This window comes from Nocardia sp. NPDC004151 (genome assembly GCF_042874235.1).
Taxonomy (GTDB): Bacteria; Actinomycetota; Actinomycetes; order Mycobacteriales; family Mycobacteriaceae; genus Nocardia.
Genome location: NZ_JBIAMR010000016.1, coordinates 23,981 through 37,905, shown reverse-complemented (window position 1 = coordinate 37,905; position 13,925 = coordinate 23,981). Strand labels below are relative to the sequence as shown.

Below are 13,925 nucleotides of genomic sequence, written 5' to 3'. Positions count from 1 at the left end.
TGGCTTCACCGGGCACACTATCTCAGTGTACAGCTGTGCACCGAAATGGCGTCGAAGTCAGCGTGGACTCCGGCGCCGGCTCGGACAGCGCGTCGAACGTGGAGAGGCGTCGCTGAGCCCGGCGACGCGACAGGAGGCTCACATGGTCGGATTACTCGACCTGGTGCAGAAGACAATGACCACCCCGCACCCGCTGGATCGCTACCTCGAGCTGGTGCGCCCGACCCTGACCCGGCGCTCGATGCGCGCGGAGATCACCCACGTGCGGCGCAGCGCGGTCGGTTCGGTCACTCTCACCCTCAAGCCCGCCCGGCAGTGGACCGGGCACGTGGCGGGGCAATACGTGCAGATCGGCGTCGTGATCGACGGCGTGCGCCACACCCGCTGCTATTCCCCGGTCAATGCCGACGGACGTCGGGACCGGCACATCGAACTCACCGTCAAGGCCCACCCACAGGGGTTGGTCTCGAACTACCTGCACGACAACGCGATCCCCGGCATGGTGGTGGATCTGGAGCCCGCCGCGGGCGTGTTCCACCTGCCCGCCACCCGCCCGGAGGCGGTCGTACTGATCAGCGGCGGCAGCGGCATCACCCCGGTGCTGTCCATGCTGCGCACCCTCGCCAACGAGAGCTACCGCGGCCGGATCCTGTTCCTGCATTACAACCGTTCTCCGGAATTCGTCCCGCACCGCGAGGAGCTGGAGGCGATCGCCATGCAGCACGGCAATGTGCGGGTCGAGTTCCGCTACCCGGAGACCCAGCGTCACGCCCATTTCGGCTATGACGAGCTGGAGGCGGTCGCGCCCTGGTTCCCGACCGCGCAGGCCTACCTGTGCGGCCCGCCGGGCCTGATGAACGCCGTGCGCACCGTCTACGAGGCCGAACAGCTCGGCCCGCGCCTGCACAGCGAGGAGTTCACCCTCACCACCGCGGTCGTCGACCCGTCCGACGCCGAGGGCGAGGTGACCTTCTCCGGCAGCGGCGTGGTCGCCGAGAACACCGGTGAAACCCTGCTCGAACAGGCCGAAGCCGCGGGCCTGAGTCCGGAGTACGGGTGCCGCATGGGCATCTGCTTCTCCTGCACCGCCGTCAAGCGCAGCGGCTGCACCCGCAATGTGCGCACCGGGGAGCTCGACAGCGACCCGGATCAGCCCATCCAGATCTGCATCAACGCCCCCGTCGGGGACGTCGACCTCGCTCTGTGAACGGAGAGATCATGGCGATTCTTACCGAAACCCCCGAGGGCCCGCTGGTCCTCAGCGTCGAACAGGTCGAGGAGATCGGCCGCGAACTCGACGCGCTGCGCGCCCGCGTCACCGCCGACCTGGGCGAGCGCGACCGCGACTACATCTACAAGGTGATCAAGGCCCAGCGCGGCTTCGAGATCGCCGGCCGCGGCCTGCTCTACCTGGGCTTCCTGCCCCCGTTCTGGCTGGCGGGCGTGGCCGCGCTGAGCGTGTCGAAGATCCTCGACAATATGGAGATCGGCCACAACGTCATGCACGGCCAGTGGGACTGGATGCGTGAGCCGACCCTGAATTCCCGTGTCTTCGAATGGGATACGGTGTGCCCGGCCGACCAGTGGCGGCACTCGCACAACTACATGCACCACACCTACACCAATATCCACGACATGGACCGCGACATCGGTTACGGCATCCTGCGGATCGACGAGGGCCAGAAGTGGAACCCCTACTACCTGGGGAACCCGGCTTACGCGTTCGCGCTCATGGTGCTGTTCGAGTGGGGCGTGATGCTGCACGACCTCGAGGTCGAGAACATCCTGACCGGCAAGCGCAGCTGGTCGGACGTGAAGGCCCTGCTCGGGGGCCAGGGCCGCAAGGCGGGGCGGCAGGTCCTCAAGGACTACCTGGTGTTCCCGGCGCTGACCGGCCCGTTGTTCCTGTCCACGCTGGCGGCCAACTTCACCGCCAATATCGTGCGCAACCTGTGGACCTTCTCGATCATCTTCTGCGGGCACTTCCCGACCGGCGTACAGACGTTCACCAAGGAGGAGTGCGCCGAGGAGACCCAGGGCGAGTGGTACGTGCGCCAGATGCTGGGCTCGGCCAATATCAAGGGCTCCAAGCTGTTCCACGTGATGTCGGGCAATCTGTCGCACCAGATCGAGCACCATCTGTTCCCGGACATCCCGGCCAACCGCTACCCGGAAATAGCGCCCGCGGTGCGGGCGCTGTGCGAAAAGCACGGCCTGCCGTACAACACCGGCCGCTTCTCCAAGCAGATCGGTTCGGTGTGGGCGAAGCTGTTCAAGCTGGCGCTGCCGCCGTTCCTGGTCAAGAATTCAGGGCAGGCCGGTGTTATCGTGATGCGCCGGGGGCAGGCGAGTGAGGTGGGCGTATAGATGATTTCCAAATTCGAGAGCAACAAGGATCTGATCCAGGAATTGACGTCGTCGGGAGCACGGCACGTCGGCAATATCGCATCGATCATCACCGGCACGGTCGCCGAGGTGACCCGGGAGATCGGTGACTGGATCACCGACGCCATCGAGATGCGCGAAGCCGCGGCCGCCGCCGAGAAGGACGCCGCCGCGCAGCGCGCCGCGGATCTGTCCGACGACCTCGACGACGATCTCGACGAGACCCCGGAACCGCCACGGGCGCAGGAGGATTCGGCGACGAATCCGGTCCACAGCGAGCGGGTGGCGCAGTCGGACGTCATCGACGCGGAGGTCGTCGACCCGCGCTGACCTCGGGGTCCGGGGGCTTGACCCCACAATCTCGCGGGGGTTCGGGGGCGAAGCCCCGGAGAGTCCCGAGAGTCGGACCTACCACGTGGGGAGTCGCCGCCGGTGCTGGGCGACCTCCGTGATCAGATCCCGATACCCGTCGGCGAGCTCGGCCAGCCGGTACCACTGCAGGTGAGCCTCGGCGTCCACCCCGCGGTGGGGCCGGTCCTCGCTCACCCGGTGCGCCTTGGCGCGGCGCCGGGCTCGTCCGTCGGCTGCTTTCGGAACGCCGTTGGCCGGGGCCGGAGGCCCACCGTTGCCCAGGGCCTGTTGTGCGGCAACCCATTTCGCTGCCATGCGGTCGATGACGGCGCCGAGGGTCTCGGTGTGCAGGGAGGCCCCGGCGCGGTGCGGGATGTTCACCGCGACCCAGTCGTCGATGCGGGATACCAGCTCGGCGCGGCGGGTGTCGATTCGGTCGATGCGGTGGGCGCTGGCGGCGACATCGTCGGGGGTGGCGTCGCCGGCGTGGGCGGAGTCGAGGGCCCGTTGCCGCCGTTCGTGGTATCGCACCAGCTCGTGGGCCGATTCCAGGACGTCGCGGTCGCGGCGGGCGGTGTCAACCGGTTCTCGGAAGGCGCGCAGGAGCGTGTCCGGCGAGGGGAGTTCGGCGCCGAAACCCGCTTCGGTGTAGTCGATTGCCATAGTTCCACCCTCGGCCGGCGCATGCGTGTGGATACGCCAGGGCCGAGGGGGATTCGGGGAGGGGCTCCCCTCGGCTCCGGCGCAGCCCCGCACCCGGAACGCAACAGCCCATCACCAGCGACACGGTGAAGTAACCGGGAAATCCGCGACGATGCGATGAGAAGACTGTCCGATAATGCGGGACATATTCAGGAAAGCGCGATAGTCGGAGGGGCGCAACCATCCCGCGCGTGATCGGCGAAGCTGCCTGAAAATCGTTATACAGCATTACAAGACGGTCACATGGTCGCTGCGGTTGAAGGCCGATCGACACCTGCGCGAGCGGTGGGTGAGATGGCTTCGAGGGTGCTTCGCCGCCGGGGTGAGGTCTGCCGGGGCCGGTTCATTTACCGAAGCTTATGAATAGCTATCTCTGCGGCGCGCCGGGGGTGCGACGCGCCGAAGTCGGTTAGCCTCGATATTCATGTCCGCCTATGCCTCTTCGCCGGAGCTGCGGTTCGGTTTCATGTTCGCGCTGGAAGACCCGGAGCGAATTGCCGAAGTTGTCCGGAACCTGATCGTTCGCCGAACGGTGTCGGTGTTCCGGCTCGCGCATCTGTCCGACGACAACGGACCGCCCGATCGGTTTGTCGTGAACTGGTCCGCGCTGCCGCAGGTCGCCATCACGACCGCCGCGCCGGAGCCCGACGAATTGCGTTCCAGCGGAACGATGCTGGTCAACGCGTTTCTCGGTGAAGACGGCGAGATCAGCCTGTACTCGGCGGGAGCTACACCGCCACAGTAGAAACTGGACGGTCCTCTCTCTGTGATGGGTGACACAGGTCGTCTCAGCTACCTCTCAGCGACAGACAAGGTTCGCCTAAGTCTCCCTCGGCAGTGTGGGTCCCGTCGCCGGCCGGAAATCCCGGACGGCGGCGACAACAGTAGAGAGGCTGAAAAATGATCCCGGTTATCATCAACACTGGTTCCGCTGCTCTGAACGGCGTTCTGGACACTGGCAGCGCCGCCCTGGGTGGTCTGCTGAACACGCTGTGGACGGGTTCGTTCGGCCGTTAATTCGCATTTCCGCGAAGGGTTTTCGGGCAATCGCCCCGGGTGCGTTCGCACCCGGGGCGATTTTTGTTCCGGTCCCGAGTTCGGATCAACCGGCCAGCGCCGGGGCGCGGCGCGACTGCAGGATCTGCTCCAGCAACGCCACCAGCACCAGCTTCACCGACTCCCGATCGCGGGCATCGCAGTCCATGAGGTGAATGGCGGGGGACAGATCCAGCGCCTCGCGGACCTCGCTCAGCTCGAAGCGCGATCCGGACTCGAATCGGTTGACCGCCACCACGAACGGCGTCCCGCGCTGCTCGAAGAAGTCCAGCACCGGGTAGCAGTCCTCGACCCGGCCGGTGTCGACCAGCACGATGCCGCCGATCGCGCCGTCGAGCAGATCGTCCCAGAGGAATTCGAAGCGCTCCTGGCCGGGCGTGCCGAACAGGTAGAGCACCAGGCTGGCGTCGAGGGTGATGCGCCCGAAGTCGAGCGCGACCGTGGTGGTGGTCTTGCCCGTGGCCAGGCCCGGATCATCCAGTCCCACCGACACTTCGGTCATGGCGGCCTCGGTGGACAGCGGTTCGATCTCGGAGATCGCCCCGATGAAGGTGGTCTTCCCGACCCCGAATCCGCCGCTGGTCACGACCTTCACCGAGGAGGCCAGCGGCAGCGGATCACCGGATATTTCAGAGGTTCCGAACAAGGTCCCGGATCCTTTCCAGAGCAGCGGTGGAGAGTTCTTCGGTGCGGCCCACCGACACGTGCCCGGCCGACACCAGATCACTGACCAGCACCCGCGCCACCCCGATCGGCACCCGCAGGGCCGCACCGATTTCGGCGATGGAGTGCGGGCGCTGGCACAGCCGGACCACCCGTTCGAGTTCGAAGCGCAGCGGTGCGGACAACGCTGCCGGGGTGGCGCGCACCAGGGCCTCGATGCGCAGTCCGTCGACGACGGGGGTGGTGCGCCCGGAGGTGATCATGAAAGGTCGCACCACCGGTTCGTCGGGGTCCATGTAGCCGGACGGGCGGGCGCCGGGCGCGGGCGCACCGGACCAGCCGCTGGGGCGGGTCGGTGCGATCATACGCGCGTCCGGCAGCCTATGCGAATCATTCATCGGCTCAACGATTCTCGCAGTTCACTGATCAGCGCGGGGGTGAGCAGCGCGCCGGCCCGGTCGGCCAGCACCGCCATCTGGTAGCCGACGAGGCCGACATCGGCGTTGTGGTCGGCGATGACGCCGATGCAGCTGCCGTTGGCCATGGCCGACACCAGCAGGAACCCGCGCCCCATCTCGATCATGACCAGCCGCAGGCCGTCGAAATCGTAACTGCGCGAGGCGCTTCGGCCCAGGCTGGTGAGACCGGAGACGATGGCGGCCAGCCGGTCGGCGCCATTGCGGTCCAAGCCCTGGGACATGGCCATGAGTAGCCCGTCGGAGGACACCGCCACGGCGTCGCGGACGCCGTCGGTGGTGCGCACGAAATCCGCCAGCAGCCAGTTGAAGGTATGCGGATCGGTATCGGTGTAATGGGTGGTCACCCGGTGTCCTCCTATGCTCGCGATCCGGGTCGGGGCGGTTGGCCGCCCTGCCCGCGCTGATGTCCGGATCGGAATCCGGCCAATATGCTGCGTATCTCGTCGGGTGAACGGTCCGCGACCGGCATCGGGGTTGGCCGCCCGGCTACCGGTTGAGCGCCACCCGGAGTGACGCCCGTGTGCTCGCGAGTCTTCCGGTTGCGCTTGACGAGACCGTTTCGCGTACGTTGCACCTCCGGGACGGCTCCCGAAACGTCCGGCCCCGTCGCCGGTGAGCCTGGCGAAACCTGCTCCACGGCAGTGATCTTGGACGCGATGGCCGCGGTGCCTCCGCCCGCCGCCTCGGCGGGCTTCCCGGCGGCTGCCGACGCCGTGCCAGGATTCCCGGTCGCGGCCGTCGCGCCCGCGGCGCCGGTTGCCTGCGGAACGCCGGGCGTGAAGGCCGATTCGGATGCCGAGATCGGCTGTGCCGCAACGGGCGGCAGCGCGGTGGAATCGCCGGCCGAGCTCGTCGGCGTGGGCCGCGAGACCGCGGGTGTCGGCGCCGCGGCCTGCTGATCCTTGTCCGGCAGCGGAACGAGCTTGATCGTGCTGGGGCGCAGCGGTGAACCGTTGCCGCGGGTGGGTTCGCTCGGGGCCGCGGAGCCCATGTCGCCGATGATCTCGGTGAGGGCCGCGAAAGCGGCGGCCGTGTCGTAGACAGGGTCGGTGGCGGCGGGGGCCTGGGGCTCCGCCTCGTCCACCGGCGTCTCGGCGGGGGCGGCCGGTGTCACCGCGGGCGTGGAGCTGTGGCGGCCGGGCTTGGACTCCGGCATGGTGTCCACCACGGTCGGAAGCTGCGCTCCCGCCGCGTGTTTCGAGTCCTGCGGCGCTGCGGGCCGGTCGGCGTCGGGGTCGCCGAGCAGGTCGGCCGGCAGCAGCATGCGGGCCACCACACCGCTGGTCGGCGACACCGTGAGCTCGACCTCGATGCCGAGCCGCCGCGCCAGCCGGCCCACCACGTAGTGCCCGAGGAACCGGGTGGGCGCGACCAGGAAGTCGGCCTCGCCGCGCAGCCGGGCATTGGCGGTGGCGAGCTGGTCGGGCGGCATGCCGACGCCGTGGTCGACGACCGCGATCATGTACCGCGCGCCCAGGCGGCGACCGTAGATCTCCACCTCGAGGTCTGGCGGGGAGAACGACAGCCCGTTCTCGATGAGTTCGGCGAGCATGTGCGCGACCTCGCTGACGTGCGCGCCCACGATGGCGGTGTCGTCCACCCGGCGCAGCACCACGCGCCGGTAGTCGTCGACCTCGGACAGTCCGGCCCGGATGACGTCGGTCAGCGGGATGGGCTTGGACCAGCGGCGCGGGCTGGATTCGCCGACCAGTACCAGCAGGCTCTCGGCATTGCGGCGCATGCGGGTGGCCAGGTGGTCGAGTTCGAAGAGGTTGGACAGGGCGTTGGGGTCGAGTTCCTCGCGCTCGAACTCGCTGATCAGGGCGAGCTGGCGGCGTACCAGGTTCTGATTGCGCCGGGCCAGGTTGGCCATGGATTCGGTGGAGTTGCGGCGCAGCCGGGCCTGGGCGGAGGCGAGTTCGTAGGCGGTGGTCTGCACCCGGTCCAGGGCGGTGGCCACCGACGCGATCTCGGCGCCGGCGCTCTCGTCGGCGCGGACCGGTTCGGGCGGTTCCGGGTCGGCGTCGTCGGAGTTCTGCCAGGCCTCGATGAGCTGCGGCAGTCGCCGCCCGGCCACCACGTCGGCTTCTTCGGCGAGGCCGGCGAGCGGTCGCACGATAGCGCGCACGGTGGCCACCACCAGCCATACCTGGGCGGCGATGGCGAGCGCGGCGGCCAGCAGGTACAGCGCGAGCACCAGGGCGGCGTCGCGGCGCAGATCGCCGGCCCGGCCGGTGATCTCGCCGCCGATGCTGCGCTGCACGGTGCGTTCGCCGTCGATGACCGAGCTCATCTCGCGCCACCAGTCGGCGGGGTTCACCGGTTCGGTGAGGGGTCCGCGGGTGGAGGCGATGGCGATGGCCTCTGCGGTATTCACCCGGATGGACTCGTCGGTCTGCATGGCGGCGTACAGCTTCGACCGCTGCGCGGGGGTGGCGTCGCGCTCGAATCCGGTGATGGCGGCCTGCTTGGCGGCGCGGATGTCGAGGAACTTCACGTACTCGCCGGGGCCGAACTCGCCCGCGGCGAAGACGCCCGCGAGGAAGCCGCGTTCCTGGGCGGTGAATTCCTTGACGTCGCCGAGGTCGTGCAGCGATTGCAGGCCGCGCCACAGTTGCGGGTCGGGCGCGTGGTCGAGGCCGGGCCGCGCCTGGTTCAGCGCGGCGATGGCATTGGTGTAGAAGGTGAACGACGCGGCGCGGTCGATGCGTCCGGCGTCGACGTCGGAGCGGTTGGCGGTGACTCCGGAGAACTGGGACAGCCCCGAGCGGACCTGATCGGCGCCCGGTGGCTGATCGCTGAGGGTCTGATTCAGTTGCTGCAGTGCGGTATCGGTGGCCAGGCGCTGGTTGCCGATGGCGGGCCGGGCCGCGGCGTCGCCGCCCAGCATGCCGTTGGTGAGGCCGCGTTCGCGCTGGATCTCGTGCACCAGGTCCTGGACGTCCAGGGCCAGGCGCACCGCCCGCGCGGTCTCGCCGGTGTCGCGGAAACTGTTGACCTGGTGGGTGATGATGACGGCCAGCAGGGCCAGTACCAGCGCGACGGAGAAGATCAGGATGCGGCGCAGGCGCGCCGCGATGGTGCGCGGCCGGATCAATTCCCGTGGCGGCGTGAGCTTCACGTTACCCGGCGGCAACATTTTCGCCGAACCCACCTTCACTCCGTCTCCCGATTATCAGCTGGCGTGCCGACCCGGGCCGAGCACATAGAGAATAGTCAGCAACGTCGCACACCCGACCGTTGTCCGCAATTCGAACGATGCCGATGTGGTGTGCGGAACTCGCCGTCGCGCGTGCTATTACGAATCTGGTCACAATGTGTGAGAAGCAGATGTGATCTTCGCGTCGCCGGGGAAACAATGGGGTGAACAACGGCTCACCGCTGTTCGCGCGGCGGTCGCCAGGTGTGCGCCGCCGCTCGAGAGGAGTGATGGCCATGCAGCCAAGTCCTGTTTATCCGGTTCGTGTACGGGGGGATCTGGATCCCGCGGTCTCCCGCTGGCTGTGGATAGTGAAGTGGATACTTGCTATTCCACACCTGATCGTCCTGCTCTTTCTGAGCATCGCCTATCTCGCGGTCAGTATCGTCGCCTTCTTCGCCATTCTCATTACCGAGCAGTATCCGAGAGCGCTGTTCGATTTCAATGTCGGCGTGCTGCGCTGGAGTTGGCGTGTGCGTTTCTATGCCCTCTCTCAGCTGGGCACCGATAAATACCCACCGTTCAGTTTGGAATCTGACCCGGCATATCCGGCGGACCTGGAGGTCGACTATCCCGAACGGTTCAGCCGCGGCCTGGTCCTGATCAAATGGTGGCTGCTCGCAATTCCGCAGTATCTGATCGTGGCGGCGCTGGTGTACGGCGGCCGGAACTCGTTCGCGCCGATGGCGATGCTCGCGCTGGTCGCCGTGATCGCACTGCTGTTCACCGGCGTCTATCCGCAGGGCCTGTACGACTTCCTGATGGGCATCAACCGCTGGTCCTTGCGGGTGCGCGCCTACGCCTCGCTCATGACCGACGTCTATCCGCCGTTCCGGCTCGATCAGGGTGCGAGGGAGCCCGACGCCGCGGCCTCGTAGAGCCGCCGCACCACGTCCTCGATATCGGGTTCCTCGATGGACAGGTCGCGGACCTCGGCGCGCGCCGACACGGCCCCGAGCAACTGCGCGGCGGTGGTGGTCTCGGTATCGAAGGCCAGCCGCTGCCGCATGCCCGCGCCCGCGCTGTCGAGCAGTTTCGCCCCGGGCAGGTCGTCGAGGTCCGCTGTCGGCTCGGCGAGATCGACGGTGAGCACCCGTTGCGCGCCGACGGTCGCGCCGAGCCCGGTCAGGGTGCCGTCGTGGATCAGCCGCCCGTGATCGACCACCAGCACCCGCTCGCACAGCCGCTCGATATCGCCCATGTCGTGGGTGGTGAGCAGCAGGGTGGTGCCGCGCTGGGTGCGCTCGTGCCGCAGGAATTCGCGTAATCGCTGCTTGGACAACACATCCAGGCCGATGGTCGGCTCGTCGAGAATGACCAGGTCCGGCGAATGCAGTAGCGCCGCCGCGACTTCCGCGCGCATGCGCTGCCCCAGCGACAACTGCCGCACCGGGGTGTCGAGGGTGCCGCCCATCTCCAGCTGCGCGATGAGCTCGGCGGTGCGGGCCCGCGCGGCGGCCGGTTCGAGCCGGTGGATGGCAGCCAGGATCGAGAACGATTCGCGCAGCGGCAGATCCCACCACAACTGTGAGCGCTGCCCGAACACCACCCCGATCCGTGCGGCCAGTTCGCGGCGCTGCCGCACCGGGTCCAGGCCGCAGGTCCGCAGCCGTCCGGACGAGGGCACCAGGATTCCGGTGATCATCTTGATGGTGGTCGACTTGCCCGCGCCGTTCGCGCCGATATAGCCGACCGCCGCGCCGGGCTCCACGCGAAAGCTCATGTCGTCCACCGCGGTCAGCACCTCGCGCCGCCGTCGCCAGCGGCCCTCCTTCTTGCTGACCGTGAAAGTCCGTGTCAGGCCCTCGATCTCGATGATGGGCCGCTCGCCGGTCAGCGTCGCGCTCATCCGCCGCCTCCTTGATAGTGCCGGGTCCCGAGCCGCCACAGGAACAGCGCCACCGCCCACACCCACGCCGCCGCCACCGGAGTCGCCCACGCCAGCCAGCCCGGCAGTGGCGCGGGCCCGGGCAGTCCGAGCAGTGCGATGGCGGGCAGATAGGAGGTGAAGGCGACCGGAATGAGAAATCCGAACACGAGCTTCATCGGTGTGGGGAACACCGAGGTCGGTTGCATCGAGGCGTAGGAGCCGCCGTAGGTGAACGAATTCGTCAGCTCCGAACCGTCGATCAGAAAGAACTGCACTCCGGCCGCGCACACGAAAAGCCCTGCGAAGATGGCGATTCCGGAGGCCACGGTGACCGCGAACAGCACCAGGTGCGCCGCGGACCAGTCGATGTCGTTGCGCGTCAGGCCGAACGCGAGCACGGTGGCGGCCACCGCGATGCGTGCCACACGTCGCAATTGCACATCACTGGTCATGAGCTGGAGCAGCAGCGGTTGCGGCCGTAGGTAGTACGCGTCGAGGGTGCCCATCCGGATGTAGGTGGGCAGTGTGTCGGCGTGCCCGACCACCATGTCGGCGACGGCGAAACAGGTATTGCTCATGCCGAACAGCAGCAGCATCCCGTTCAGATCGAGCCCGCCCAGTTGCCGCACATTGTGGAAGACCACCCACATCTCGGCGAATTCCATCAGCCCGATCAGGAAGGCGCTCAGCACATCCGTGGCGAAGGACAGCGGGTACGCGCGTTGCGCGCGCAGCCGGGATCCGAGGACCGCGCGATAAGGCGCCAGACGTGAGGGGATCGTCTCACCCACCCTGCACCTCCAGCTTGCGGCGTCCGGCCCGCAGCAGCAATTGCCCGAGCGCGACCAGAACCACCAACCAGAAGCATTGCACGGCAAGGATTTCCACCGCATCCCACCCGGTGGTGCGGCCGGACAGCAGATCGACCGGCCATTGCAGCATGGACGGGAACGGGGTGGAGTAGGCCACGGTGCGCAGCCAGTCCGGGAACAGGTGGACCGGCGCGAACAGGCCGGCCAGGAAGGTCCCGCAGATCATGTGCAGGGACCGCAGTCCGCGCGTCTCGATGAGCCAGAACCCGGCCAGGCTGACCGCGAACATGGACAGGAACGACAGGATCATGGCCAGCAGCAGGCTGATCGCGCCCAGCGCGTACGGGCCGGGTGTGGCCGGGAAGGCGAGTCCGAAGGTGAGCGCCCCGGCCAGGATGCTGGGCAGCCCGCGCGGCAGCAGTGAGAACCCCGCGCGTCCCAGGTATTCCGCGAGGTGCGCGAACTGGATGTCGACGGGTCGCAGGAAGTCGATGGCGACGTCGCCGGTGCGGATGCGTTCCACGATGTCGGGCAGCATCCAGAAGGCGATGGCCCCCAGCAGTCCCTGGGAGAGCCAGATGTAGGCCCCGATGGTGCCGCGGTCGTAGCCGCCGAAGCCGTCGTTCTCCTGGACGGCCGTCATCAGTACGGCCGCGCGGACGAAGCCGAACACGAGATTGGTGAGCAGGCCCGCCGCCATCGCCAGCCGATAGTGCGATTGTCTGCGAAACCCTGCTTTGACCAGCTGCCAGTAGACCCCCACGTCGCTGCGCACAAGGGTGTGACCCTACGGGTGCGGCCGGTGTCCCGCAACGAGTTATGCTGTGTGCCGGTCTGTTGCGGTGTGCGTCACGTGGTCATAGGCAGCGGGTATGGCAGCCCGATTCGAAAGAAAATGATTTCGCTTCGGTGCCCATGTGATAGAAACAACAGCGTTTCACTTAGTTGCGACGCTAGGAACCACACGATGACCATTGCAGAGACGACCGTTTTCGAGGCGCTCGAATCCAATGTGCGTGGCTACTGCCGTTCCTGGCCGACCGTATTCGACACAGCGCGCGGCGCGTGGCTGACCGACGAGAACGGCAAGGAGTTCCTGGACTTCTTCGCCGGTGCCGGCACCCTCAACTACGGTCACAACAATCCGGTCTTCAAGAAGGCCCTGGTCGACTACATCATGGCCGACGGCATCACCCATGCCCTGGACATGTCCACCGTCGCCAAGCGCCGTCTGCTCGAGACCATGCGCGATCTGGTGTTCACCCCGCGCGGCCTCGACTACAAGATCCAGTTCCCCGGCCCGACCGGAGCCAATGCCGTGGAGGCCGCGCTCAAGCTGGCCCGCAAGGTCACCGGTCGCACCACCGTCCTGAACTTCACCAACGCCTTCCACGGCATGACGCTGGGCGCGCTGTCGGTCACCGGCAACGCCGCCAAGCGCGCCGCCGCGGGCGTCCCCCTCGCGCACGCCACCCCGATGCCCTTCGACGGCTATCTGGATGAGCCCGAGGACTTCTCGTGGATGCGCCGCGCGCTCGACGACACCTCGTCGGGACTCGACAAGCCCGCCGCCGTCATCGTCGAGACCGTGCAGGGCGAGGGCGGGGTCAATGTGGCCCGAGCCGAATGGCTGCGCGCCCTGTCCGAATTGTGCTCGGCCCGCGGCATTCTGCTCATCGTCGACGACGTGCAGATGGGCTGCGGCCGCACCGGCCCGTTCTTCTCCTTCGAGATCGCCGGCATCACCCCCGACATCGTCTGCCTGTCGAAGTCCATCAGCGGCTACGGCCTGCCGATGGCGCTGGTGCTCATGCGCCGCGAACTGGACCAGTGGGCGCCCGGCGAACACAACGGCACCTTCCGCGGCAACAACGCCGCCTTCGTGACCGCCGAGGTGGCGCTGCGCGAGTACTGGTCCGACGACCTCCTGCATCAGTCCACCCTGGCCAAGGGCGCTCGCATCCACGACCAACTGGTCACCCTCACCGAATCCTTCGGCGGCATCACCACCCGCGGCCGCGGTCTGGTCCACGGCCTGGTCTTCGAGGACGCCTCGCAGGCCGAGAAGGTCTGCCAGGTCGCCTTCGAACTCGGCCTGCTGGTCGAGACCTCCGGAGCCACCGAGCAGGTCGTGAAGCTGCTCCCGCCCTTGACCGTCAGCGATGACGAGATCACCCACGGCCTCGGCATTCTCGCCCGCGCCGTGGAGATCGTCCGCGACGGCCACTAGACGTCGGCCACCGCCCACACCGGTGCCGACCTGGTGCCGGGTTCCCAGCTGCGGAGGGAACCCGGCACCACCCCTCTCCTGATCCGCGGCATCTGACACACAGCTCTCCCAGGCCCTCGGGACCCCAGAATCACGGGGATTCCAACCGGTGACCGGCCGGGCTCGGAACGGCACAGTC

At 67.7% G+C, this 13,925-nt stretch carries 14 protein-coding genes; 6 read left to right on the top strand and 8 right to left on the bottom strand.

Going from position 1 to position 13,925, the window contains the following annotated elements; genetic code table 11:
- Positions 1–142 precede the first annotated feature (142 nt).
- The 3 genes from ACFYTS_RS29170 to ACFYTS_RS29160 are packed head-to-tail and all read left to right on the top strand — an operon-like array spanning position 143 to position 2,715.
- On the top strand, positions 143–1,207 hold the full coding sequence (locus ACFYTS_RS29170; RefSeq protein ID WP_387308701.1) for a ferredoxin reductase: 1,065 nt from the start codon (positions 143–145) through the stop codon (positions 1,205–1,207).
- An 11-nt stretch (positions 1,208–1,218) separates the two neighbouring features.
- Entirely contained in the window at positions 1,219–2,367 is a 1,149-nt protein-coding gene (locus tag ACFYTS_RS29165; protein WP_357284500.1) for an acyl-CoA desaturase, read from the top strand.
- Positions 2,368–2,715, top strand: coding sequence for a hypothetical protein (locus ACFYTS_RS29160; protein WP_357284503.1), 348 nt, complete (start codon positions 2,368–2,370; stop codon positions 2,713–2,715).
- A 78-nt stretch (positions 2,716–2,793) separates the two neighbouring features.
- On the opposite strand, the gene ACFYTS_RS29155 is transcribed toward ACFYTS_RS29160, so the two are convergent.
- Positions 2,794–3,399, bottom strand: coding sequence for a DUF4254 domain-containing protein (locus tag ACFYTS_RS29155; RefSeq protein WP_357284506.1), 606 nt, complete (start codon positions 3,397–3,399; stop codon positions 2,794–2,796).
- Positions 3,400–3,862: 463 nt separating this feature from the next.
- On the opposite strand from ACFYTS_RS29155, the gene ACFYTS_RS29150 reads away from it, so the two are divergent.
- Entirely contained in the window at positions 3,863–4,183 is a 321-nt protein-coding gene (locus tag ACFYTS_RS29150; RefSeq protein WP_357284509.1) for a hypothetical protein, read from the top strand.
- Between the two features lie 357 nt (positions 4,184–4,540).
- On the opposite strand, the gene ACFYTS_RS29145 is transcribed toward ACFYTS_RS29150, so the two are convergent.
- Genes ACFYTS_RS29145 through ACFYTS_RS29130 form a run of 4 tightly spaced genes read right to left on the bottom strand, consistent with a single transcriptional unit; the run spans position 4,541 to position 8,790 of the window.
- Positions 4,541–5,101 (bottom strand): ATP/GTP-binding protein, encoded by a 561-nt coding sequence (locus ACFYTS_RS29145; RefSeq protein WP_357284587.1) that lies wholly within the window; start codon positions 5,099–5,101, stop codon positions 4,541–4,543.
- Positions 5,102–5,123: 22 nt separating this feature from the next.
- Positions 5,124–5,522 carry a DUF742 domain-containing protein gene (locus tag ACFYTS_RS29140; protein ID WP_387308698.1) on the bottom strand — a complete coding sequence of 133 codons (399 nt, stop codon included), beginning with the start codon at positions 5,520–5,522 and terminating at the stop codon, positions 5,124–5,126.
- A 29-nt stretch (positions 5,523–5,551) separates the two neighbouring features.
- The gene (locus ACFYTS_RS29135; RefSeq protein ID WP_357090392.1) at positions 5,552–5,980 is read right to left on the bottom strand and encodes a roadblock/LC7 domain-containing protein; all 429 of its coding nucleotides are present in this window, start codon (positions 5,978–5,980) and stop codon (positions 5,552–5,554) included.
- Positions 5,981–5,991: 11 nt separating this feature from the next.
- Positions 5,992–8,790 carry a nitrate- and nitrite sensing domain-containing protein gene (locus ACFYTS_RS29130; RefSeq protein ID WP_387308695.1) on the bottom strand — a complete coding sequence of 933 codons (2,799 nt, stop codon included), beginning with the start codon at positions 8,788–8,790 and terminating at the stop codon, positions 5,992–5,994.
- Positions 8,791–9,071: 281 nt separating this feature from the next.
- Between ACFYTS_RS29130 and ACFYTS_RS29125 the strand changes: the two genes are divergently transcribed.
- Positions 9,072–9,713, top strand: coding sequence for a DUF4389 domain-containing protein (locus tag ACFYTS_RS29125; RefSeq protein WP_357284589.1), 642 nt, complete (start codon positions 9,072–9,074; stop codon positions 9,711–9,713).
- Here the strand turns inward: ACFYTS_RS29125 and ACFYTS_RS29120 are convergent.
- The 3 genes from ACFYTS_RS29120 to ACFYTS_RS29110 are packed head-to-tail and all read right to left on the bottom strand — an operon-like array spanning position 9,677 to position 12,292.
- Positions 9,677–10,684 (bottom strand): ATP-binding cassette domain-containing protein, encoded by a 1,008-nt coding sequence (locus ACFYTS_RS29120; RefSeq protein WP_387308693.1) that lies wholly within the window; start codon positions 10,682–10,684, stop codon positions 9,677–9,679. The genes ACFYTS_RS29125 and ACFYTS_RS29120 overlap by 37 nt on opposite strands.
- Positions 10,681–11,496 (bottom strand): ABC transporter permease, encoded by an 816-nt coding sequence (locus tag ACFYTS_RS29115; protein WP_387308691.1) that lies wholly within the window; start codon positions 11,494–11,496, stop codon positions 10,681–10,683. The genes ACFYTS_RS29120 and ACFYTS_RS29115 overlap by 4 nt, the downstream gene beginning before the upstream one ends.
- Positions 11,489–12,292, bottom strand: a complete 804-nt coding sequence (locus tag ACFYTS_RS29110) for an ABC transporter permease (RefSeq protein WP_387308689.1) — start codon at positions 12,290–12,292, stop codon at positions 11,489–11,491. Before ACFYTS_RS29110 ends, ACFYTS_RS29115 begins: the two co-directional genes overlap by 8 nt.
- 192 nt (positions 12,293–12,484) lie before the next feature.
- On the opposite strand from ACFYTS_RS29110, the gene ectB reads away from it, so the two are divergent.
- Positions 12,485–13,747: a diaminobutyrate--2-oxoglutarate transaminase gene (ectB, locus tag ACFYTS_RS29105; protein WP_357284527.1), complete on the top strand. Its 1,263-nt coding sequence runs from the start codon at positions 12,485–12,487 to the stop codon at positions 13,745–13,747.
- Positions 13,748–13,925 lie beyond the last annotated feature (178 nt).